This window comes from Synechococcus sp. CB0101 (genome assembly GCF_000179235.2).
In the GTDB taxonomy this organism is placed as follows: domain Bacteria; phylum Cyanobacteriota; class Cyanobacteriia; order PCC-6307; family Cyanobiaceae; genus Vulcanococcus.
On record NZ_CP039373.1, the window covers coordinates 1,926,536 to 1,945,992 of the forward strand.

The following is a 19,457-nucleotide window of genomic DNA, read 5'->3' on the forward strand; positions in this document are numbered from 1 at the left end:
TTTCCCAATGGCAACGAAATTTCCTTCGTTCAGCCAGGGTCTGGCACAGGACCCGACAACCCGTCGTATTTGGTACGGGATCGCCACGGCTCACGACTTCGAGAGCCATGACGGAATGACGGAGGAGAAGCTTTACCAAAAGCTCTTCTCCACCCACTTCGGTCACCTCGCGATCATCGGCCTCTGGGTTTCGGGCAACCTGTTCCACGTCGCCTGGCAGGGCAACTTCGAGCAGTGGGTCGCCGATCCTCTGCATGTCCGTCCCATCGCTCACGCGATCTGGGATCCCCACTTCGGCCAAGGCGCCATCACGGCCTTCACTCAGGCTGGCGCCTCCTCCCCGGTGAACATTGCGTACTCCGGCGTGTACCACTGGTGGTACACCATCGGCATGCGCACCAACGCCGAGCTGTATCAGGGTTCCATCTTCATGATGATCCTGTCGGCCTGGGCTCTGTTCGCTGGCTGGCTGCACCTGCAGCCCAAGTTCCGGCCTTCCCTGGCCTGGTTCAAGAACGCTGAATCCCGCCTGAACCACCACCTCGCGGTGCTGTTCGGCTTCAGCTCCATCGCTTGGGCCGGTCACCTCGTGCACGTGGCGATTCCTGAATCCCGCGGTCAGCACGTGGGTTGGGACAACTTCCTGAATGTGCTGCCTCACCCCGCGGGTCTGGCTCCGTTCTTCACCGGCAACTGGGGCGTTTATGCCCAGAACCCCGACACCGCCTACCAGGTGTTCGGTACTTCAGAAGGCGCAGGCACCGCCATCCTCACCTTCCTGGGTGGTTTCCACCCTCAGAGTGAGGCCCTCTGGCTCACCGACATTGCCCATCACCACCTGGCGATTGGCTGTCTGTTTGTGATTGCCGGCCACATGTACCGGACCAACTTCGGTATTGGCCACTCGATCCGCGAGATCCTCGAAGCCCACAACCCGCCCAAGGGCACCCCTGGTGACCTCGGCGCTGGCCACAAGGGTCTCTACGACACCATCAACAACTCGCTCCACTTCCAGCTCGGTCTGGCCCTGGCTTCCCTGGGCGTTGTGACCAGCCTGGTGGCGCAGCACATGTATTCGATGCCGTCCTACGCGTTCATCGCGAAGGACTACACCACGCAGGCTGCGCTTTACACCCACCACCAGTACATCGCCATCTTCCTGATGTGCGGTGCCTTCGCTCACGGTGCGATCTTCTTCATCCGTGATTACGACCCCGAAGCCAACAAGGACAACGTCCTGGCTCGGATGCTCGAGCACAAAGAAGCGATCATCAGCCACCTGAGCTGGGTGTCTCTGTTCCTCGGTTTCCACACCCTGGGCCTCTACGTCCACAACGACGTGGTGGTGGCCTTCGGTACCCCCGAGAAGCAGATCCTGGTGGAGCCCGTGTTCGCACAGTTCGTGCAGGCCGCCTCTGGTAAGGCCATGTACGGCTTCGATGTGCTCCTCTCCAATGGCGCTAGCGCTGCTAGCAATGCCAGCGCCGCCTACATGGGCGGTTGGATGGATGCCATCAACGACGGTGGCAACGATCTGTTCCTGCAGATCGGCCCTGGCGACTTCCTGGTGCACCACGCCATCGCCCTGGGTCTGCACACCACCACCCTGATCCTGGTGAAGGGCGCCCTGGATGCCCGGGGTTCCAAGCTGATGCCCGACAAAAAGGACTTCGGCTACTCCTTCCCCTGCGACGGCCCCGGCCGTGGCGGCACCTGCGACATCAGTGCCTGGGACGCCTTCTATCTGGCTGTCTTCTGGGCCCTGAACACCGTGGGCTGGCTCACCTTCTACTGGCACTGGAAGCACCTCGCCATCTGGCAGGGCAACGTGGCTCAGTTCAACGAATCCAGCACCTATCTGATGGGCTGGTTCCGCGACTACCTGTGGCTCAACTCCTCTCAGCTGATCAACGGTTACAACCCGTATGGCAGCAACAACCTCGCCGTCTGGGCCTGGATGTTCCTGTTCGGTCACCTGATCTGGGCCACCGGCTTCATGTTCCTGATCTCCTGGCGCGGTTATTGGCAGGAACTGATCGAGACCATCGTCTGGGCTCACCAGCGCACTCCGCTCGCTAACCTGGTGGGCTGGCGCGACAAGCCCGTGGCTCTCTCGATCGTTCAGGCCCGTGTGGTTGGTCTGGCTCACTTCACCGTGGGCTACTTCGTGACCTACGCCGCCTTCCTGATCGCCTCAACTTCCGGCAAGTTCGGTTGATCCCAAGCGGCTGATTCCTTCAGCCGCTTCCCCTCACCTCTTGCCCTCTTCGAGGGACGACATCAGCCTCCGGCCTTGGCCGGGGGCTTTTTCGTGTGTTGCGCTCAGCGCTGGCTGGGTTGCCCCGCTAGCAACCAGGCCACCAGCGCCAGCAGCAGCCACGGCAGCCATGCCAGCTCGAGGAGCTCACTGCTGGCCTCCACGGCGGGCTCCAGTAGCCAGTGGTTGAACCCCAGCAGGGCTGCAATCAACAGGATCAGGGCGCTCACGGCAGTTCAGGCGTTGGCGCCGAGTTCTGGCGGCAGTAGAGCACCGGCGCGCAGAAGCTGCCACTGACCCGACGGGAGCCACTCGATCACGGTGCTGCCCTGGCCCGATGGAGCGGGCCAGGGCACGGGGGCCAGCTGGGCCACCTGGGGAAAGCGTTCAGCGGCTTCCTTGTGATCCAGGCAGGCCGGTTCTCCAGACCGGTTGGCGCTGGTGGTGGCGAGGGGGCCGCTCAGGGTCAGCAATTCCAGGGCCGCTGGGCAGGCCGGCAACCGCAGGCCGAGCGTGCTGCCGCCGGGATTGAGTTGCTCGAGCCAGGTGCCCCTGGCGGGTAACACCAGGGTGAGGGCGCCGGGCCAGTAACGATCAGCCATGTGCTGCCAAGCCGGCTCGATCGGTTGCCCCAGGCACTCCAGCAGTGCCTGGCCAGTGGCGGCCATCAGGATCACCGGCTTGTGGCGCGGCCGCTGCTTCAGCTCCCACAGCAGCTCCGCCGATTCGGGCTTGGTGGCCAGGGCCGGGAGCGTATCGGTGGGGAATAGCGCGGCTTCGCCCGCCTGCAGCCTGTGGGCCAGATCGCTCGGGCTGCAGCTGAGGCTCGACATGGCTGAGGGGATCCGTTGATCAGGGTGTAGCGCCTGGCCGCTGGCCGCTGGCGAAGCGCCAGATTCCTTCGAGGTCGCGGTGGGGGCTCACCTGCTCCAGCCCGGCCCCATTGAGCAGGGCCAAAACGGCCTCGCTTTGGTCGTGGTGGTGCTCCAGCAGCAACCATCCGCCCGGGGCGAGATGGGCAGCTGCACCCGCTGCGATGGCTCTGATGGCCTCAAGGCCATCACCTCCGCCATCAAGGGCTAGTGCTGGTTCGTGATCGCGCACGGTGGGCTCCAGTTGCTTCCACACCGCTGTTGGGATGTAGGGAGGATTCGAGATCACCAGATCCAGCTGGCCCGCCCAGTCCGCCAGTGGGGCCCACCAGTTGCCCTGCCGAAGCTCCACGCGTTCAAGCAGGTGGTGCTTGCTGAGATTTCGCTGCGCCAGTGCCAGCGCTTCGCTCGATTGATCGACCGCCACCCCGCGGCTCCCCGGCCAGCAGCGGCCCAGGGCTACCGCCAGGCATCCAGAGCCGGTGCCCAGATCAGCCCAGTGCAGCGGGCTTGCTCCGCTTGGTGCATCGCCACTGCTGCTCAGCCGTTGCTCCGCCAGCTCGACCAGCAGTTCTGTTTCTTGGCGCGGGATCAGGGCGCCAGGCTGCACCTCCAGTTCCAGATCGCGCCAGGGGCATCGCCCCACCAGGTATTGCAAGGGCGTACCGCTGTTCAGGTGCTGCTGCCAGAGCAACTCCAACCGCGGCAGCGGCGCCTCCAGCTCCACGGATTGATCCGGATACAGCCGCAGCTGCTGCAGGGTTTGCCAGCGGATGCCGCCTTCGAGATCCAAGAGCCAATCGAGCTGGCTGGCTTCACCACCGGCCTCCAGCTGCCTGCGCCGCCACTGCAGAAGTTCAGCTGCGGCAAGCGTGGTGGCCATGCAGCAACCCTAAGCAGGGGTGGCTTCAGCACGGCCGCCACCACAGCCCCGGTTCACTGCGCAGCACTCCCGCCAGTTCCAGCCGCAGCAGCCGTTCACTGATCACCCCTGGAGCCAGCCGCAGCCGATCACACAATTGATCCAGGGAGGCACCTGCGCCCAAGGCGGCCAGCAGTGCGGCTTCTCGCTGCAGCAGGGGCGCGGCGGCTGGTCCAGCAGTGCTGCTGCGGGGTGGCCTGAGCGGCCCCACTCCGAGGCTGGTGGTGAGATCGCTGGGGTTGAGGAGTGGCGTGGCCCCTTGCTGCAGCCAGCGGTTGCTGCCTGCGGCGCTGATGCGGCCGGCATCAGCCGGCACCACCCAGATCGGCATGCCCAGCTCCCAGGCGAGCTCAGCTGAATGGAGCGCTCCGCTGTTGGCGGGGCATTCCACCAGCACCAGCGCTTGAGCGAGCCCCACCTGCAGTCGATTGCGCAGGGCGAAGTGGCCGGCGCGCCCCGGGGTGCCTTCCGGTAACTCACTCACCAGCACCCCCTGCTCGGCCACGGTTGCCTGCAGCTGGCCGTGATGGCGGGGATAAACGCGGTTGAGCGGCGTGCCCAACACCCCGACAGGGCAGCCTCCGGCTTCCAGGCAGCCCTGGTGGGCCGCCGCATCGATCCCCTCCGCCAGCCCACTTACCACCGGCCAGCCGGCTTCGGCGAGGGCCCGCCCGATTTGGCGAGCCATGGTGAGGCCATGGCGGGAGGGGCGCCGTGTGCCCACGACTGCCACCGCCTGGCTTTGGCTCAGGGCAGACCACCTCGACCCTTGGCCTCGCCAGAACAGCTGAAGCGGTGGTCGCTCGAGCTGCAGCATGGCCTCCGGGTAGGTGAGATCAGAGGGGAGCAGGCATGCGGGCGTTGCCCAGCGCTGCCGTTGCTCCGCGCTGGGTGGCTCACTGATGGGTGCTGGCCCGTGGCTGCTGCGGTAGCGCTCCAGCGCCTCGAGCTCCCGCTGGTGCAGGCGCGTGTGGCCGCTCAGCCCATGGATCAGGTTGGCTGCACTGGCGCCCCAGGCCAGCTCAAGGCTGCCGAACATCGCCTCCAGTCGCTCCAAGCGCTGCCAGCCGATGCCAGGGCAGCTCGACCACAGCAGCCGCCATAGGCGTTCGCGTTCAACGCTGGGATCGTGCCCCCGCTGCTGCCGCCGGCCGGCTCGGAGCTGCCGGTGTTTCTGGGAACCCTTGGGGGCCGTGCTGGCCGCAGCGAATGGCGCCCGCAGCAGTTCTCCCATGCACCCAATCTCGCCAGTACGTCAGTACTATAGCGAGAGCGGTGGGTCTCAGTCTGGGCCTCGCTCCAGTTGTTGGAGGGCTTGGCTCAGGGTCTGGGGGAGTCGGCGCATCAGCTTGCGTTGCCCCGCTCCGGCTGACAAATCCACCAGCACCAGCTCCACCGAGGCCTCGGCTGCCACGCTGCCATCGGCTTTGAGGAAGGCGCTGCGCCAAGGCAGCTTCACCCCTTGCCGCGCCAGCACCCAGCTGCACACGCACACCTCCTCGCCATGGAGAAGGGCCTGGCGGTACTGGATGGAGAGGCTCACCACCGGCAATTCCAGGCCTTCTGCCGATAGATCCGCGTAGGCCAGGCCGGCGGCGCTGAGAGCTTCCACGCGGGCTTCCTCGAGCCAGCTCAAATAGGCTCCGTGCCACATCACGCCGGCATGGTCGGTGTGTTGGGGCAGCACGCGCCGGATCAGGCGCCAGGGTTGCGGTTGTTGTTGCTCCGTCACGGTGTTAGCTGCGGTTGGTCCGCGGCGGCGGATCAGCCATAGGCTGCCCGAGCGCGTTGCAACGGCTGTGTTCCGCAACCTTCTGATCGCCGATTCCGGCAAGGGCCACGTTGAAGAGATGGTGCGCATGCTGCGCGACATCCCGGCCGTGAAGCAGGCGCGAATCAACCTGCTGCATGTGGTGTCGGAGCAGGCCGGCGAGAACTACGCCGAGCATTCCCAGAAGGCGGCCGGCATCGTGGCCGAAGCCGTGCAGCGCCTTGGGCTCAATCCCGCGGAGGTGAACACGATCATCCGCCAGGGCGACACCAAGCAGACCGTGCTCAAGGTGGCCGATGAGCTCGATGCCGACCTGATCGTGATGGGCTCCCGCGGCTTGGGGCGGCTGCAATCAATCCTGAGCAACAGCGCCAGCCAGTACGTGTTTCAGCTCTCCACGCGGCCGATGCTGCTGGTGCGCGACGACCTCTATGTGCGCCATATCAACCGCGTGATGGTGGCGGTGGATGGCACCGGCGTGGGCGATGACGCCCTGCGGCTGGCCTGTGAGCTGGTGCGGGACACCCCTGGCGCCAGCCTCACCGGTATCCACATCAGCCGGCAAGACATCACCCCGTCCCGCGGTGGCAAATCTCCTGCCGATGAACTGCTGGAGAAAGCCGTGCAGCGGGCCCGTGGCTACGGCGTGGAGATGAAGGCCATCCACCGCACGGGCGACATTGGCCGTGGGGTGTGTGATGCGGCGGCTGAAGAAAAGTCGGATCTGCTGGTGATTGCCTCCCAGGATCGACGCCCCCTGGTGGCACGGGGCCTGGTGGATATCGATCGCCTGCTCGGCTCGTCGGTGAGCGATTACATCCGGGTGCATGCGCCGGCACCGGTGCTCCTGGTGCGTGAGCCGGAAGGTCGCCGCTGATCGGCGCCTGCCCATCTCTTACAAGCTGCCAGGAGAAACCCTGGCAGCAAAAAAAACGGCAGCAAAAAACCCCGGAGTCGCCATCAGCTGCTCCGGGGTTTCGTGGTGTTTGGGGTGGCCGGTTTGGGCCTACCGCATCTCAGGTGGCCGAAGGGCCGAAGCGAGTCGCGGGAATCAACCCTGGCGGCTGCTGGTCTGGATATACAGAACCAGCAGGAACACGGTCGGAACCAGCACGAACATCAGACTGGCGACAAAGCCGAGATCGTTGGTTTCCATTGCAAGAGCCTTTAGCGCGATGACGGTATCACCGCCGCATGGCGCCGATCAGGCCTCTTCATCGCTCGTAGTGGTTTGGCCAGACGCCGCATCGCCGGAACTGGTTTCTGCGTCGTCATCGTCTTCGCTTTCCTGCACTGGCCAGGCCGTGGGGCCTGCCGGCAGCGGCTGGGCCTTGGCCTGATTCACCTTCTGATCGAGATCGCTGAGGCCGGTTTGCGGCTTGGTGACCACCAGCACGGATTGGTTCACCAGGGTCTGGCACGCCAGGCGCCAGGTTTGCGGGCGCCGGCGCAGCTTCTGGTCTTCCACAGCGGTGCGGCCGCTGAGGCTGCCGGGGCTGCTTTCGCCCACCACATCCACAAAACAGGTGATGCACTGGCCGCAGCCGCCGCAATTGCCGAGCTGGCCCTTCAGGCCGTAGAGGGCGATGCCCTCGCGCAGGGCCACCTCCCGCAGGTTTTCACCCGGGTAGCACTCCACGTCGCGACCTTCGCGAACAAACCGAATCACGGGCATGGCAATCCCTGGGCAACAGCCGCATTCTGAGGCCGAGGGTTGCGTTTTGTAACCGCCGGCTCGCAAGGGATCCGCTGTCAGCGGGCTCCTTGCCATCACGGCACGTTTCAGCTGTGCGGCGATCGAATCAGTGAGCCACGCGAACCCCTTACCATCGCCAGCACGGATCAAGTGTCTGCTGGTTTCGACTGGTTGGGCTTGATCGTGTTGCCAACCGCATGCCGGTCACCGGCGCGGGCGGCTGATTGTTTCCCCGGACCTAACCCCCATGGGATTGCCCTGGTATCGGGTGCACACGGTCGTGATCAACGACCCGGGCCGATTGTTGGCCGTGCACCTCATGCACACCGCTCTGGTAGCCGGCTGGGCCGGCTCCATGGCGCTCTACGAGCTGGCCATCTTCGATCCCTCCGACCCGGTGCTCAACCCGATGTGGCGCCAGGGCATGTTTGTGATGCCGTTCATGGCCCGCTTGGGTGTGACCGGTAGCTGGGGTGGCTGGAGCATCACCGGTGAAACCGGTGTGGACCCCGGCTTCTGGAGCTTCGAAGGTGTGGCAGCTGCTCACATCATTCTCAGCGGCCTGCTCTTCCTGGCCGCCATCTGGCACTGGACCTACTGGGATCTGGAGATCTGGCAGGACCCTCGCACCGGCGAGCCTGCTCTCGACCTCCCCAAGATCTTCGGGATCCACCTGCTGCTCGCAGGCCTGGCCTGCTTCGGTTTCGGCGCCTTCCACCTCACGGGTGTGTTCGGCCCGGGTATGTGGGTGTCAGACCCCTATGGCATCACTGGTCATCTCGAGCCGGTGCAGCCCTCCTGGGGACCTGAAGGCTTCAACCCCTTCAACCCGGGCGGCATCGTGGCCCACCACATCGCCGCTGGCATCGTCGGCATCATCGCCGGCATCTTCCACATCACCACCCGTCCGCCCGAGCGCCTGTACAAGGCGCTGCGCATGGGCAACATCGAAACGGTGCTCTCCAGCGCCATTGCCGCTGTGTTCTTCGCCGCCTTCGTCGTGGCCGGAACCATGTGGTACGGCGCAGCTGCGACTCCCGTTGAGCTGTTCGGCCCCACCCGCTACCAGTGGGACCAGGGCTACTTCAAGACTGAAATCAACCGTCGCGTGCAAACCGCGCTCGACAACGGCGCTACCAAGGAACAGGCCTACGCCTCGATCCCTGAGAAGCTCGCCTTCTACGACTACGTGGGCAACAGCCCTGCCAAGGGCGGTCTGTTCCGCGTCGGTCCGATGGTGAATGGCGACGGCCTGCCCACCGGCTGGCTGGGTCACATTGCCTTCACCGACAAGGACGGCCGCGATCTGGAAGTGCGCCGCCTGCCCAACTTCTTCGAGAACTTCCCTGTGGTGCTCGAAGACAACCAGGGCATCGTTCGCGCTGACATCCCATTCCGCCGTGCTGAAGCGAAGTACTCCTTCGAGCAGACCGGTGTGACGGCCACCGTCTACGGCGGTGCCCTGAATGGTCAGACCTTCACCGATCCCGCAGACGTGAAGCGCCTGGCTCGTAAGGCTCAGCTTGGCGAAGCCTTCGAGTTCGATCGCGAGACCTACCACTCCGACGGCACCTTCCGCAGCTCACCCCGCGGCTGGTTCACCTTCGGCCACGCCTGCTTCGCGCTGCTGTTCTTCTTCGGTCACATCTGGCACGGTGCTCGCACCCTGTACCGCGACGTGTTCGCCGGTATTGACCCGGATCTGGGCGAACAGGTGGAATTCGGTCTGTTCCAGAAGCTGGGCGACCGTTCCACCCGCCGCCTGCCGGAGGGCTACGTGCCCCCCGCTGGCACCACCCTCAGCTGATCGCTAGGAGGTTCATCCATGGAAAGCTTCGCTTACATCCTCATCCTGGCGCTCGGGATTTCCACCCTGTTCTTCGCCATCGCCTTCCGCGATCCCCCGAAGATCGGTAAGTGATGATCCGCCGCTTAGGCCCATCAACCCCTGCTCCGGCAGGGGTTTTTTGTTGTTCGGAACCCGTGCGTTCGGTCAGTCTCACGCTCTGGCGCTGCTTTGCGCCGATCACAGATCAAAACCCAAGGCAGCATCTCCCTTCTCAATGGGACGAAGACTGTCTACACTTGCTTCACATTTCCGGCGGACTTTTGGGCCATGCAGTGCCCTTCGTGCCAGCACACCGACAGCCGCGTTCTGGAATCGCGTTCTGCTGATTCCGGGCGCAGTGTGCGGCGTCGCCGTGAATGTCTGCATTGCGAGTTTCGTTTCACCACCTATGAACGGGTGGAAACGGTGCCGATCACCGTGGTGAAGCGCAATGGCAGCCGTGAAGCCTTCAATCGCAACAAGCTGCTGCATGGATTGCTGCGGGCTTGTGAAAAAACCGGTTTGGAGCCAAGCCGCCTCGAAACGGTGGTGGATGAGCTCGAGTTGCAGCTGCAGGGTCGCAGTGGTCGTGAAGTGAGCAGCGGCGATATTGGTGAGTTGGTGCTGGTGCAACTGGCTGAGATGAGCGATGTCGCTTATGTGCGCTTCGCCTCGGTGTATCGCCAGTTCCAGAGCGTGGGTGATTTCGTTGCCACGCTTGAGGGGCTCCAGGGCGCTTCAGGCCGGCGCAGCAACGCGAAGCGCTTAGCCGCAGTGGGCTGAGGAGCCTGGGTCCACGGTTTGTATAGTGTGAGATTCCTCTGCGCCCGTTGGCGGGCGGCGACAGAGGCTCTCTCGTACTGCCCCAGGCAGGCCGCCGACTCTCCATGACCGTGACCCCTTCCGAACTCACCACCAGCGAGCAGGAGCTCGCCGTGGATCAGGATTTCGCCGCTGACGCGGCTGCTGAGCTTGAACTCGGCATTCCGGAAGAGGTGCCCAGTGCCGACGACTCCAGCAGCCGTAACGCCGGCCGCGATCTCGACGGTGTGGGCTTCACCCTGGATGAGTTCGCCTCGCTGCTGAGCAAGTACGACTACAACTTCAAGCCTGGCGACGTGGTGAAGGGCACCGTGTTCGCCATCGAGCCCAAGGGTTCGATGATCGACATCGGCGCGAAGACCGCCGCCTTCATGCCCATGCAGGAGGTGTCGATCAACCGGGTGGAGAGCATCAGCGATGTGCTCGAGCCCGGTGAAGAGCGCGAGTTCTTCATCCTCAGCGAAGAGAACGAAGACGGTCAGCTCACCCTCTCGATCCGCCGGATCGAATATCAGCGCGCCTGGGAGCGCGTGCGTCAGCTGCAGAAGGAAGACGCCACCATCTACAGCGAAGTGTTTGCCACCAACCGCGGTGGTGCGCTGGTGCGGGTGGAAGGTCTGCGCGGCTTCATCCCCGGCAGCCACATCAGCACCCGCAAGCCCAAGGAAGAGCTGGTGGCCGACTTCCTCCCCCTCAAGTTCCTCGAGGTGGACGAAGAGCGCAACCGCCTGGTGCTCAGCCATCGCCGCGCCCTGGTGGAGCGCAAGATGAACCGCCTCGAGGTGGGCGAAGTGGTGATCGGTACCGTCCGCGGCATCAAGCCCTACGGCGCCTTCATCGACATCGGTGGTGTCAGCGGCCTGCTGCACATCTCTGAGATCAGCCACGAGCACATCGAGACACCGCACACGGTGCTCAACGTGAACGATCAGATGAAGGTGATGATCATCGATCTCGACGCCGAGCGTGGTCGGATCTCCCTGTCCACCAAGGCCCTCGAGCCCGAGCCCGGCGACATGCTCACCGACCCCCAGAAGGTGTTCGAGAAGGCCGAGGAGATGGCTGCCCGCTACAAGCAGATGCTGCTCGAGCAGGCCGAAGACAACGAGCCCATGGGCGTCACCCTCGACTGATCACGCCATGGTGTGCCTGCAGTTACGCGGCACGGCCCTGGGTTCTGTGGATGCGGTGCTGTTCGACAAGGACGGCACCCTCAGCATCAGCGAGCCTCAGCTCCTCACCCTGGCTTCGGCCAGGGTTTTTCTTTGCCTGGAGCAGGCTGCCCTGGCCCTACCCGCTGCCGTGTTGCCCGACCTTCAGCAGTTGCTGGAGCGGGCTTACGGCCTCAGCTCAGCCGCGATCTGCCCGGCGGGCATCACGGCGGTGGCCAGCCGCGACCACAACCTGATCGCCACGGCTACGGCTCTGGTGCAGGTGGGGATGGGGTGGCCTGAGGCCTTGGCTCTGAGCGAGCAGGTGTTTGCTCAGGCCGACCAGCAGGATGCGCGCCGCAGTCAGGAGGCAGCCGGCCACACCAGCACCACCACCGAGGGGTTACGCCCCTGGCTGGAGGAGCTGCAGGCGGCCGGTGTGGTGTGCGCGGTGATCAGCAACGACGACATGGCCGGCATTGAGCACTTCCTCTCCAGCCATGGCTTAGATCTGTTTTTTGCTGGCCTCTGGAGCGCGGAACACCGGCCTCGCAAGCCCGATCCCGCTGCGGTGCATGGTTTGTGCGAGCAGCTGGGGGTGGAGGCGCACCGTTGTGCCTTGATTGGCGATGCCAACAGCGATCTGCGGATGGCTGTGGCGGCTGGGATCCCCCATCAGCTGGCCCTCGGTTACACCGCCGCCTGGAGCAGCCCGCCGCCGCTGGCGGAACCGCACCCGCTCATTCATCACTGGAAGGAGCTCAGCTTGGCCGGCTCCTAGGGTGGTGGGCTATTTGCCATCCAGCTGAGCGAATGAGCAGCACCGCCGGGGCGCCATCGCGCTACGTGTTCACCTCGGAATCGGTGACCGAGGGTCACCCCGACAAGATCTGTGATCAGGTGAGCGATGCGGTGCTCGATGCGCTGCTCGCCCAAGACCCGGCCTCGCGTGTGGCCTGCGAAACCGTGGTGAATACGGGTCTGTGCCTGATCACCGGCGAGGTGACCACCACCGCTCGGGTTGACTTCAACACCCTGGTGCGGGGTGTGATCCAGCAGATCGGTTACAGCGGCGCCCGCGCCGGTGGCTTCGATTCCAACAGCTGCGCCGTGCTGGTGGCTCTCGATCAGCAGTCGCCCGACATCGCCCAGGGTGTGGATGAGGCCGATGACCACGCCGGCGATCCCCTCGATCTCGTGGGTGCCGGCGACCAGGGAATCATGTTCGGCTATGCCTGCGATGAAACGCCGGAGCTGATGCCGCTGCCGATCAGCCTGGCCCACCGCCTGGCGCGCCGCCTGGCGGAAGTGCGCCACAACGGCACCCTGGGCTACCTGCTGCCTGACGGCAAAACCCAGGTGAGCGTGGTGTACGAAAACGATCAGCCCGTGGCGATCGACACCATCCTGATCTCCACGCAGCACACCGCTGAGATCGATGGTGTGTCGGAGGAGAAGGCCCTGCGCGAGCGCATTGCCGCCGACCTCTGGAGCCATGTGGTGGAGCCCGCCACCTCCGATCTCAGCCTCAAGCCCTCGAAAGAGGCCACCCGCTTCCTGGTGAACCCCACCGGCAAATTCGTGGTGGGCGGCCCCCAGGGCGATGCCGGCCTCACGGGCCGCAAGATCATCGTGGACACCTACGGCGGCTATGCCCGCCATGGCGGCGGCGCCTTCTCCGGCAAAGACCCCACCAAGGTGGATCGCTCGGCTGCCTATGCCGCCCGCTATGTGGCCAAGGCCCTGGTGGCTGCTGGCCTGGCGCGTAAGGCCGAGGTGCAGCTCAGCTACGCCATCGGTGTGGCCAAGCCCGTGAGCATCCTGGTGGAGAGCTTCGGCACCGGCGCGATCAGCAACGCCGATCTCACCGCCCTGGTGCAGGAGCACTTTGATCTGCGCCCCGGCGCGATCATCGAAATCTTTGGCCTGCGGGAGCTGCCCCAGCAGCGCGGTGGCCGCTTTTATCAAGACGTGGCCGCCTACGGCCACTTCGGCCGCAGCGACCTCAACCTCCCTTGGGAGAACGTGGACGCCATCGCCGCCACCTTGAAGCAGGCCACCGCCAGCCGCGTTGCCGCCTGAACGCCTGGGCCTGGGCGTTGACCTGGGCACCAGTGGCTTGAGGCTGGCGGTGGTGAACACCGCCGGCCAATTAGTGGCCGAATGCCAATCGGCGTATCCCGCCGCCTTTGAGCAGCCCTTGGGCTGGCGTGAGGGTCTGAAGGCGCTATGCCTGCAACTCCCCGCCGACCTGAGGGCGGCGGTGGTGGCCGTCGCCATCGATGGCACCTCCGGCACCCTGTTGCTCTGCCGTCCAGACGGCAGCCTCGGCCCCAGCCCACTCGATCAGGCTCTGCCGTATCACCTGGCCTGCCCGGAGCAGGCTGAGGCCGCTGCGGCTCTGGTGGGTGCTGCTGGTGCGGGTTTGCCCGCCGCCAGTGCCAGTGGCAGCCTCGCCCGCGCTTTGCGCCTGCTCGAGCAGCTCGGCGGCACCGCTGAGCGCGGCCCCTGGTTGCTGCGCCATCAGGCCGATTGGCTGATGGGTTGGCTGTTGGGCACTTGGCGTTGGGGCGAAGAAGGCAACAACCTGCGCCTGGGCTGGGATCAGCAGCAGGGCCGTTGGCTCGGCACGATCGCCGAGCAGCCTTGGAGCACTGCCCTGCCGGAGATCTGCCGTTCAGGCCAGCTCCTTGGGCCCTTGGGCGCCGATGCCGCCTCGGCGCTTGGTCTGCCGCAGGCTTGCCTGGTGGTGGCTGGCACCACCGATGCCAGTGCGGCGGTGCTGGCAGCTGATCTGCAACCGGCCGATGGCGTCACGGTGCTCGGCACCACCTTGGTGCTCAAGCAATTCAGTGATCAGCCCCTGCAGGGGCCCGGCATCAGCTGCCAGCGGGTGGCGGGCCGGTGGCTGGTGGGCGGTGCCTCCAATGCAGGTGCCGGTGTGCTGCGCCGCTTCTTCAGCGATCTTCAGCTGGTTGAGCTCAGCCGTCAGATCGATCCACGCAGCAGCAGTGGCTTGGCGCTGCGGCCCCTGCCGCGCCCTGGCGAGCGTTTTCCGGTGGATGATCCGCTGCTTGAGCCGGTGCTGGAACCCAGGCCCGTGAGCGATGCGCTCTACCTGCAGGGGTTGCTGGAGGGCCTGGCGGCGATCGAGCAGGCCGGTTGGCAGCGGCTCGAGCAGCTGGGCGCGCCGGTGGTGCAGCGGGTGATCAGCCTCGGCGGCGGCGCCCGCAATCCCCAGTGGCGTGTCTTGCGCCAGCGCCTGCTGCAGCGCCCGGTGCTCAACCGCCCTCAGTGCACGGCGGCGCTGGGTATGGCCAGACTGGCGCTCTCCGCTGCACCCACGCCATGAACACCCGCCTGCGCGATTGGTTGGCCATGGGGTTGTTTGTGGTGCTGGCCGGTTACGTGACCTTCTCGGGTGTGCGGTTGGCCTTGCTGCTCTGGCAGCGCTTCGGCGTGGCCTGAGCCCCCAGAATCGGGCCCTCCCCCCATCCACCGCCCATGGCCGCCGATCCCCTCACCAGCGCCGTTAGCGACCGTATCTGCAAGCACATGAACGACGACCACGCCGAAGCGGTGCTGGCCTACGCGCGCCATTACGGCGGCGTGGCCGCACCGCAACAGGCGCGCATGGTGGCGGTGCGGCCCGAGGCCATGGAGCTCGAGGTGGATGGGGAGCGTCTGGCTGTGGCCTTTGATCACACCCTCAGCGACAGCGAAGACGCCCACCGCACCCTGGTGGCGATGCTGCGGGCCATGCCCCAGGCCTGAGGCCAGCGCCAGTGCCAGCGGGGAATGCTCCCGGTAATCGCATCGCCGCTGGATGGGGCTCCGTCTTTGGCAGCACGCCCTGGATCTGATCAGCACAGCCCGCTGCCGCAGCTGCGGTGGGTCCTGTGAGCTGGCCAGCTCCAGCCCCCTTTGCGGGCCGTGTCTCGAGACGTTGGCCCTGCCGGAAGGGGGGCTCCAGGGGGATCAGCCGCTGCTTTGGTGTGCCTTGGCCCCCTACGCCGGCGAGCTGCGCGGCCTGCTGCTGCGCCAGCGACCCACAGCGGATCGGTCTGTCGTTGCCCTCTTGGCGGAGCGGCTGCATCACTGCTGCGCCTCAGTGTTGCCAGGCGCGTGGTTGGTGCCGGTGCCCAGTTGGAAGCGCTCCGGCAATCCGTTGCCCGTGCTGGTGGCCTGTGCCCTGGCCGAGGCCAGCGGCGGCAGGGCTGAGCTGGCGCCACCGCAGTTGCTCTGGCGAAGCCGACCCACCCTGGGGCAGCACCACTTGGGCCGCAGCCTGCGGGCCCGAAATTTGCGCCATGCCTTTGGCGCTGCGCCCGTTCACACTGGCTCGAGCCGGCCGCTCTGGCTGGTCGACGACATCCTCACCACAGGTGCGACCGCCTGCAGTGCCGCCCACGCGCTCCAGGCCGCGGGGCATGCCGTTCAAGGGGTGCTCGCCTTGGCTCGAACCCCAGCTGGCGTCACGCGGTGATCTAGTATCCGCAGGTCGCCAAGGCGACGGGCCGGGATAGCTCAGTTGGTAGAGCAGGCGATTGAAAATCGCCGTGTCCCCAGTTCAAATCTGGGTCCTGGCATTGCAAAACATGAGGCTTTCACGCCTCATTTCGTTCATGCCCATTTCGATTCCGGATAAGCCCGGCCAGCTGTTCGACAACGCCGACAGCTTCGCGATGGTGTTCGACGCTGCCTGGAGCAAACTCCTCGCTCAGCCCGAGGCGGCAGCTATGAGCAGCGACGAGAAGAAGCGCCTGGCTCTGGAGGCCTGCGCCGATCATCCCTTCATGCTCAGCAATCCCGCCATGGCGGATCAGGTGGCCGATTTCCGCATTCGCTTGCTGGGGCTCTAAGCCGTTCCCCATAGGATCCGGCCCAACCCCTGCCATCAGCGATGTCCAGCCCCCTTGCTCGTCTGCTGCGCCAGCTGAGCGCTGGTTTCAGCAATCAGCAGCAGGCCTTCGACAATCCGCCCCTCTACGCCCACATCCTGGTGAAGTTCCGGCCGCTGCCGCAGCTGGAGCCAGGCTCCCTGCTGCTGGATCAGTCGTATGCCATCAATCCGGCTGCTCCCTATCGCCTGAGGGTGCTGCGGGCGGAGCAGCGCGGCACTGAGCTGATCATCACCAACCAGGCCATCGCCGATGAGCAGCGCTTCTGGGGCGCCGTCGACGATCCCGAGAAGCGGGCTCAGATCAAGGTTGCCGATCTCAAGTCCCTCGAGGGCTGCGCCTATGTGGTGCGCGAAACCGCCGATGGCTTCATCGGTGAGGTGGAGCCGGGCTGCCGCTGCATGGTGGAGCGCAAGGGGGCGTTGTCGTATCTGGTGAGCAGCTTTGAGCTCAGCGGCCGCGGCATGCGCACCATCGATCGGGGTCACGATCCCGCCACCCATGAGCAGCTGTGGGGATCGCTGGCGGGGCCGTTTGAATTCGAGCGCACCGACGACTACAGCCACGAATTACCGGCCGATTGGTTGGCTGCGTAACCAGGCAGCGAGGTAAAGCTGTGTAAGGGGCTGAGAACATTGGCGGCTTGCCATCGATAGCTTCGCCGCTGGTTTTCTCTCCCGCCATGGCCCTCCCGCTGCTGGCCACCAAGCCGATCACCCAAAACGCTCGGGTGAACAACTTCTGCATCGGCACGGATGAAGCGCCGCGCACCCAAGTGGATGTGGATGAGCAGATCGAGCGTGCTTATCGCCAGATCTTCTTCCATGCCTTCAAGGTGGATCGCGAGCCGATGCTCGAGATGCAGTTCCGCAACGGCGATCTCACCGCCCGCGATTTCGTACGCGGTTTGCTCCTCTCCCGCAAATTCCGCGACGGCTTTTACCGCTGCAACAGCAACTACCGGGTGGTGGAGCAGATCGTGGGTCGCGTGCTCGGCCGCGAGGTGCATGGCGATCAGGAGCGCATCGCCTGGTCGATCGTGATTGCCAATCAGGGGCTGGAAGGTTTCGTGGATGCCCTGCTGAATTCGCAGGAGTATCTCGAGGCCTTCGGTTTGGAAACCGTGCCTTATCAGCGCTCCCGCGTGTTGGCCGGCCATGCCAAACCGCAGCTTCCTTTTAACCAACAAGCGCCTCGCTACAACGCCTACTGGCGTGATGCCAGCGCTCGCCGCGCCCCGGCCAACCCCTTTGCCGGTGGCGGTGCTCAGTTCAGCGGCGGTCAGATGTCAGCCGCCTGGGTGGGCGGCCAGCCCCCCAAGCTGGCGCAAACCATCTGGCTGGCCCTGGCTGCCATCGGTGGTTTGGAGGTGCTGCGGGTGCTGCTCACCTCAGCCGGCGCCATGCTCGGCACCGGCTCCGCCGGTTGAGCCTCAGGCGCTCAATTCATCCATGAAGGGCTGTTCCTCGTCCTCTTCCGGGAAGGGGTTCAGCTCCAGTTCAGGCTCGTTGAAGTCAGCGTCGTGGGCGTTGGCTTCCGGCGTGGGCCTTTGCAGCGGATGCACGGTGGCGCGCTGCGGTGCGCTTTGCTCCGTGAGCAGATCCTCCAGCCGTGCAATTCGCTCTTCGGTGGCGGTGAGCATGTCGGCGGAATCGTTGCTGAGGGTGTTGCTCTGAAGGTGCTGCAATCCCTCCAGTTGCCCCTCTAATGCGCTCAGTCGTTCCTCCAGTTCCAGGAGCCGCAGCGTGAGGGTTTCACTCACCAGGCTGAGGGCCTGCATCTGTTCGCTGAGCCGCAGTTGCAACGCTCCAGCACTGGGGGACGCGCTCGCTGACATGCCTTGGGCCGAAAAGGATCTGGCCGGATGGTACCGATGTTGGCGAGTGGCGCCAGGCCTGCGTTTTGTAACGATTCTGAAAGCGTTCTGAGGATGTCATTGAGCACCCATAGGATCCGGCTCTGGCGCCAACTGTGCTGGCAGCCGTTTCGGTGCGTCTTCTCCCCCAGGCACGCCTTCCCAAGCAAGCCGTCCAAGCCCGCTTCCCGTAGCCCCATGACCCTCGCCAACGCTGCCTATCTGGGCATCGAGCGTTACGCCAACAATCGCGTCAATGAGAACTGGATGACCGGTTCTGCTGACGACAAGACTGCGCTCATCCGCGCCGTGTACCAGCAGGTGCTCGGTAACCAATACGTGATGTCCAGCGAGCGGCTGGAGGGTCCCGAGTCGTTGTTCAAGCGTGGCTATCTGAGCGTTCGCGAGTTTGTGCGCCAGGTGGCGAAGAGTGGTCTCTATCGCAAGAAGTTCTTCGAGAGCACCAACCCCTACCGCTTCATTGAGCTCAACTTCAAGCACCTGCTCGGTCGCGCTCCCCAGAACAAGGCGGAGATGCTGCACCACTTCACGATCCTGCAGGAGCAGGGTTTCGACGCCGAGATCGACTCCTACCTCGACAGCGCTGAGTATCAAGAGCGCTTCGGTGAGGAAGGCGTGCCTTACCTGCACGGCTGGAACTACTCCACCGGTCAGCAGGGCCTGCAGTTCTCCTACATGCTGCAGCTGGCCCGCGGTGCCGCTGCTTCCGTGAAGGGCGACATCACCAAGAATCAGTCGCGTCTCAATCCCTCCGTGCACGCTGAGCTGCCGGTGCCGGTGGTGAGCCCGATCGCCAAGGGCAACGTGTTCCGCAAGGTGGGCACTGATGGTGTGACCCGCCAGGGCGTGGGTTCCGGCGAAGAAGGTCGCACCTTCCGCGTGGAGATCACCGGCTTCAACAACTACCGCCTGCACAAGCGCAGCAATCGCGTGCGCTTCATCCCCTTCAACAAGCTGCTCGAGTACCAGCAGCAGATCCACCGCGAAGGCGGCCGGATCGCCAGCATCACTCCGGTCAACTGATCGGTTCCTTCGCTCCCTGTTACCCCCGTAGCTCCGATGAAGGTTTCTGCAGGCAACCGCGGCACCAGCTTCAGCAACGACCGCCAGGTGTCATTCACCGTGACCGGTCTGGCCAACAACGACTACTCCCGCACTGCGGATGTGGTCATGAACGTGCCCTACACCCGCATGAACGAGACCATGCGTCTCGTGCAGCGCATGGGCGGCAAGATCACCGCCGTGAATGTCACCGGCGGCATCGACGCTGAGTGATCCAGCTCCACAGAGCGCTTGCTTGATCCGAGCGCTCTGATGGACTTCAGCACGTAGCCCCCTCCTGCGAGGGGGCTTTTTTGTGC

24 protein-coding genes and 1 tRNA gene are annotated in these 19,457 nt (G+C 64.9%); 17 read left to right on the plus strand and 8 right to left on the minus strand.

Features of this window, described 5'->3' with window-relative positions; translation table 11 throughout:
• Positions 1 to 7 precede the first annotated feature (7 nt).
• Entirely contained in the window at positions 8 to 2,218 is a 2,211-nt protein-coding gene (gene psaB / locus CB0101_RS10260) for a photosystem I core protein PsaB (protein ID WP_010311854.1), read from the plus strand.
• A 104-nt stretch (positions 2,219 to 2,322) separates the two neighbouring features.
• On the opposite strand, the gene CB0101_RS15420 is transcribed toward psaB, so the two are convergent.
• From CB0101_RS15420 to CB0101_RS10280, 5 genes are read right to left on the minus strand one after another with little or no spacing between them, the layout of a single operon-like run.
• On the minus strand, positions 2,323 to 2,487 hold the full coding sequence (locus tag CB0101_RS15420; RefSeq protein WP_010311851.1) for a hypothetical protein: 165 nt from the start codon (positions 2,485 to 2,487) through the stop codon (positions 2,323 to 2,325).
• Positions 2,488 to 2,493: 6 nt separating this feature from the next.
• Positions 2,494 to 3,090: an L-threonylcarbamoyladenylate synthase gene (locus CB0101_RS10265; RefSeq protein ID WP_010311849.1), complete on the minus strand. Its 597-nt coding sequence runs from the start codon at positions 3,088 to 3,090 to the stop codon at positions 2,494 to 2,496.
• A gap of 19 nt (positions 3,091 to 3,109) precedes the next feature.
• The gene (gene prmC, locus CB0101_RS10270; protein WP_010311846.1) at positions 3,110 to 4,012 is read right to left on the minus strand and encodes a peptide chain release factor N(5)-glutamine methyltransferase; all 903 of its coding nucleotides are present in this window, start codon (positions 4,010 to 4,012) and stop codon (positions 3,110 to 3,112) included.
• A gap of 25 nt (positions 4,013 to 4,037) precedes the next feature.
• Positions 4,038 to 5,285: a DNA-processing protein DprA gene (locus tag CB0101_RS10275; protein WP_010311844.1), complete on the minus strand. Its 1,248-nt coding sequence runs from the start codon at positions 5,283 to 5,285 to the stop codon at positions 4,038 to 4,040.
• 48 nt (positions 5,286 to 5,333) lie between these two features.
• Positions 5,334 to 5,783: an acyl-CoA thioesterase gene (locus tag CB0101_RS10280; protein ID WP_010311842.1), complete on the minus strand. Its 450-nt coding sequence runs from the start codon at positions 5,781 to 5,783 to the stop codon at positions 5,334 to 5,336.
• A 67-nt stretch (positions 5,784 to 5,850) separates the two neighbouring features.
• Here CB0101_RS10280 and CB0101_RS10285 point away from each other — a divergent pair, with 67 nt between their 5' ends.
• Positions 5,851 to 6,699, plus strand: coding sequence for a universal stress protein (locus tag CB0101_RS10285; protein WP_010311840.1), 849 nt, complete (start codon positions 5,851 to 5,853; stop codon positions 6,697 to 6,699).
• Positions 6,700 to 6,873: 174 nt separating this feature from the next.
• Here CB0101_RS10285 and psbM read toward each other — a convergent pair whose 3' ends face one another.
• Together psbM and CB0101_RS10295 are read right to left on the minus strand one after the other, a co-directional pair.
• Positions 6,874 to 6,978: a photosystem II reaction center protein PsbM gene (gene psbM, locus CB0101_RS10290; RefSeq protein WP_010311839.1), complete on the minus strand. Its 105-nt coding sequence runs from the start codon at positions 6,976 to 6,978 to the stop codon at positions 6,874 to 6,876.
• A 48-nt stretch (positions 6,979 to 7,026) separates the two neighbouring features.
• On the minus strand, positions 7,027 to 7,497 hold the full coding sequence (locus CB0101_RS10295; RefSeq protein ID WP_029553153.1) for a 2Fe-2S iron-sulfur cluster-binding protein: 471 nt from the start codon (positions 7,495 to 7,497) through the stop codon (positions 7,027 to 7,029).
• Positions 7,498 to 7,765: 268 nt separating this feature from the next.
• Here CB0101_RS10295 and psbB point away from each other — a divergent pair, with 268 nt between their 5' ends.
• The 13 genes from psbB to CB0101_RS10360 all read left to right on the plus strand — a co-directional run bounded on the left by psbB (position 7,766) and on the right by CB0101_RS10360 (position 17,649).
• On the plus strand, positions 7,766 to 9,325 hold the full coding sequence (gene psbB, locus CB0101_RS10300; protein WP_010311832.1) for a photosystem II chlorophyll-binding protein CP47: 1,560 nt from the start codon (positions 7,766 to 7,768) through the stop codon (positions 9,323 to 9,325).
• An 18-nt stretch (positions 9,326 to 9,343) separates the two neighbouring features.
• Positions 9,344 to 9,439, plus strand: coding sequence for a photosystem II reaction center protein T (locus tag CB0101_RS10305; RefSeq protein WP_010311829.1), 96 nt, complete (start codon positions 9,344 to 9,346; stop codon positions 9,437 to 9,439).
• A gap of 195 nt (positions 9,440 to 9,634) precedes the next feature.
• Entirely contained in the window at positions 9,635 to 10,129 is a 495-nt protein-coding gene (gene nrdR, locus CB0101_RS10310) for a transcriptional regulator NrdR (protein WP_010311827.1), read from the plus strand.
• A 104-nt stretch (positions 10,130 to 10,233) separates the two neighbouring features.
• Complete coding sequence (locus CB0101_RS10315) at positions 10,234 to 11,301, plus strand: 30S ribosomal protein S1 (RefSeq protein ID WP_010311825.1); 1,068 nt, start codon at positions 10,234 to 10,236, stop codon at positions 11,299 to 11,301.
• A 7-nt stretch (positions 11,302 to 11,308) separates the two neighbouring features.
• Positions 11,309 to 12,100 carry an HAD family hydrolase gene (locus CB0101_RS10320; RefSeq protein WP_010311823.1) on the plus strand — a complete coding sequence of 264 codons (792 nt, stop codon included), beginning with the start codon at positions 11,309 to 11,311 and terminating at the stop codon, positions 12,098 to 12,100.
• Between the two features lie 32 nt (positions 12,101 to 12,132).
• Positions 12,133 to 13,401: a methionine adenosyltransferase gene (gene metK, locus CB0101_RS10325; RefSeq protein WP_010311822.1), complete on the plus strand. Its 1,269-nt coding sequence runs from the start codon at positions 12,133 to 12,135 to the stop codon at positions 13,399 to 13,401.
• Positions 13,391 to 14,671 (plus strand): FGGY-family carbohydrate kinase, encoded by a 1,281-nt coding sequence (locus tag CB0101_RS10330; protein WP_010311820.1) that lies wholly within the window; start codon positions 13,391 to 13,393, stop codon positions 14,669 to 14,671. The genes metK and CB0101_RS10330 overlap by 11 nt, the downstream gene beginning before the upstream one ends.
• Before the next feature lie 152 nt (positions 14,672 to 14,823).
• Positions 14,824 to 15,093: a DUF2470 domain-containing protein gene (locus CB0101_RS10335; RefSeq protein WP_010311816.1), complete on the plus strand. Its 270-nt coding sequence runs from the start codon at positions 14,824 to 14,826 to the stop codon at positions 15,091 to 15,093.
• A 52-nt stretch (positions 15,094 to 15,145) separates the two neighbouring features.
• Positions 15,146 to 15,805 (plus strand): ComF family protein, encoded by a 660-nt coding sequence (locus tag CB0101_RS10340; protein ID WP_010311814.1) that lies wholly within the window; start codon positions 15,146 to 15,148, stop codon positions 15,803 to 15,805.
• 30 nt (positions 15,806 to 15,835) lie between these two features.
• Positions 15,836 to 15,908, plus strand: a tRNA-Phe gene (locus tag CB0101_RS10345).
• A 36-nt stretch (positions 15,909 to 15,944) separates the two neighbouring features.
• Complete coding sequence (locus CB0101_RS10350) at positions 15,945 to 16,181, plus strand: hypothetical protein (RefSeq protein WP_010311812.1); 237 nt, start codon at positions 15,945 to 15,947, stop codon at positions 16,179 to 16,181.
• Positions 16,182 to 16,222: 41 nt separating this feature from the next.
• Positions 16,223 to 16,816 carry a chromophore lyase CpcT/CpeT gene (locus tag CB0101_RS10355; RefSeq protein WP_010311810.1) on the plus strand — a complete coding sequence of 198 codons (594 nt, stop codon included), beginning with the start codon at positions 16,223 to 16,225 and terminating at the stop codon, positions 16,814 to 16,816.
• An 86-nt stretch (positions 16,817 to 16,902) separates the two neighbouring features.
• Positions 16,903 to 17,649 carry a phycobilisome rod-core linker polypeptide gene (locus CB0101_RS10360; protein WP_010311808.1) on the plus strand — a complete coding sequence of 249 codons (747 nt, stop codon included), beginning with the start codon at positions 16,903 to 16,905 and terminating at the stop codon, positions 17,647 to 17,649.
• 3 nt (positions 17,650 to 17,652) lie between these two features.
• Here CB0101_RS10360 and CB0101_RS10365 read toward each other — a convergent pair whose 3' ends face one another.
• Positions 17,653 to 18,057 carry a hypothetical protein gene (locus CB0101_RS10365; RefSeq protein ID WP_136644086.1) on the minus strand — a complete coding sequence of 135 codons (405 nt, stop codon included), beginning with the start codon at positions 18,055 to 18,057 and terminating at the stop codon, positions 17,653 to 17,655.
• 216 nt (positions 18,058 to 18,273) lie between these two features.
• Between CB0101_RS10365 and CB0101_RS10370 the strand changes: the two genes are divergently transcribed.
• On the plus strand, positions 18,274 to 19,119 hold the full coding sequence (locus CB0101_RS10370; RefSeq protein WP_010311803.1) for a phycobilisome rod-core linker polypeptide: 846 nt from the start codon (positions 18,274 to 18,276) through the stop codon (positions 19,117 to 19,119).
• A gap of 36 nt (positions 19,120 to 19,155) precedes the next feature.
• Positions 19,156 to 19,371 carry a phycobilisome linker polypeptide gene (locus CB0101_RS10375; RefSeq protein WP_010311802.1) on the plus strand — a complete coding sequence of 72 codons (216 nt, stop codon included), beginning with the start codon at positions 19,156 to 19,158 and terminating at the stop codon, positions 19,369 to 19,371.
• The last annotated feature ends 86 nt before the right edge of the window (positions 19,372 to 19,457 follow it).

Coding starts and splice junctions, on each gene's coding strand:
- CB0101_RS10360 (WP_010311808.1), top strand. CDS start 16,903: ATGGCCCTCCCGCTGCTGGCCACCAAGCCGATCACCCAAAACGCTCGG.
- CB0101_RS10265 (WP_010311849.1), bottom strand. CDS start 3,090: ATGTCGAGCCTCAGCTGCAGCCCGAGCGATCTGGCCCACAGGCTGCAG.
- psaB (WP_010311854.1), top strand. CDS start 8: ATGGCAACGAAATTTCCTTCGTTCAGCCAGGGTCTGGCACAGGACCCG.
- prmC (WP_010311846.1), bottom strand. CDS start 4,012: ATGGCCACCACGCTTGCCGCAGCTGAACTTCTGCAGTGGCGGCGCAGG.
- CB0101_RS10320 (WP_010311823.1), top strand. CDS start 11,309: ATGGTGTGCCTGCAGTTACGCGGCACGGCCCTGGGTTCTGTGGATGCG.
- CB0101_RS10375 (WP_010311802.1), top strand. CDS start 19,156: ATGAAGGTTTCTGCAGGCAACCGCGGCACCAGCTTCAGCAACGACCGC.
- psbM (WP_010311839.1), bottom strand. CDS start 6,978: ATGGAAACCAACGATCTCGGCTTTGTCGCCAGTCTGATGTTCGTGCTG.
- CB0101_RS10365 (WP_136644086.1), bottom strand. CDS start 18,057: ATGTCAGCGAGCGCGTCCCCCAGTGCTGGAGCGTTGCAACTGCGGCTC.
- psbB (WP_010311832.1), top strand. CDS start 7,766: ATGGGATTGCCCTGGTATCGGGTGCACACGGTCGTGATCAACGACCCG.
- CB0101_RS10335 (WP_010311816.1), top strand. CDS start 14,824: ATGGCCGCCGATCCCCTCACCAGCGCCGTTAGCGACCGTATCTGCAAG.
- CB0101_RS10340 (WP_010311814.1), top strand. CDS start 15,146: ATGGGGCTCCGTCTTTGGCAGCACGCCCTGGATCTGATCAGCACAGCC.
- metK (WP_010311822.1), top strand. CDS start 12,133: ATGAGCAGCACCGCCGGGGCGCCATCGCGCTACGTGTTCACCTCGGAA.
- CB0101_RS10370 (WP_010311803.1), top strand. CDS start 18,274: ATGACCCTCGCCAACGCTGCCTATCTGGGCATCGAGCGTTACGCCAAC.
- CB0101_RS10275 (WP_010311844.1), bottom strand. CDS start 5,285: ATGGGAGAACTGCTGCGGGCGCCATTCGCTGCGGCCAGCACGGCCCCC.
- nrdR (WP_010311827.1), top strand. CDS start 9,635: ATGCAGTGCCCTTCGTGCCAGCACACCGACAGCCGCGTTCTGGAATCG.
- CB0101_RS10305 (WP_010311829.1), top strand. CDS start 9,344: ATGGAAAGCTTCGCTTACATCCTCATCCTGGCGCTCGGGATTTCCACC.
- CB0101_RS10350 (WP_010311812.1), top strand. CDS start 15,945: ATGCCCATTTCGATTCCGGATAAGCCCGGCCAGCTGTTCGACAACGCC.
- CB0101_RS10295 (WP_029553153.1), bottom strand. CDS start 7,497: ATGCCCGTGATTCGGTTTGTTCGCGAAGGTCGCGACGTGGAGTGCTAC.
- CB0101_RS10315 (WP_010311825.1), top strand. CDS start 10,234: ATGACCGTGACCCCTTCCGAACTCACCACCAGCGAGCAGGAGCTCGCC.
- CB0101_RS10355 (WP_010311810.1), top strand. CDS start 16,223: ATGTCCAGCCCCCTTGCTCGTCTGCTGCGCCAGCTGAGCGCTGGTTTC.